At 53.4% G+C, this 513-nt stretch carries 1 tRNA gene and 1 rRNA gene; both read left to right on the forward strand.

Going from position 1 to position 513, the window contains the following annotated elements:
• Nucleotides 1-72, forward strand: a 16S ribosomal RNA gene (locus ACQZ5Y_RS28320); the annotation flags it as partial.
• A 342-nt stretch (nucleotides 73-414) separates the two neighbouring features.
• Nucleotides 415-491, forward strand: a tRNA-Ile gene (locus ACQZ5Y_RS28325).
• The last annotated feature ends 22 nt before the right edge of the window (nucleotides 492-513 follow it).

A 513-nucleotide genomic window follows, 5' to 3' on the forward strand; every position in this document is an offset into this window, starting at 1 on the left:
GTAGGGTCAGCGACTGGGGTGAAGTCGTAACAAGGTAGCCGTAGGGGAACCTGCGGCTGGATCACCTCCTTTCTAAGGAAGCTGTGGAACAGTAAGACGATCGCACCGGTCTTCGGATCAACGCGGTATGAACTTTCCCGTGCTTTTTAGAACATAGATGGCACCAGTCAGGTGACCATCGAAACGTAATACGCCACGGAAGTTGCTTTTAGCGCTCGGTTGGTATGGCAGGTCTCGCCGTCCACGTTTCTCTTTCTTCAAAAAGGATATAAACCATTGGTTTGTGCTCACGCATGAGCGGGTCTTCGACCCTATGCTCCGCGAGGGCGCCGGACGTCCGGCGACGGACTATCGTCCTGTATTGGTGATTGATCGAAGCTTTTGCTTTGGGTTGATGTGCCGATGCATCGAGATGGGCCCGTAGCTCAGTTGGTTAGAGCACACGCTTGATAAGCGTGGGGTCGGTAGTTCGAGTCTACCCGGGCCCACCATTGGTTTTTGGAATTTGCCTGA

Source organism: Agrobacterium sp. A3-95 (assembly GCF_053521785.1).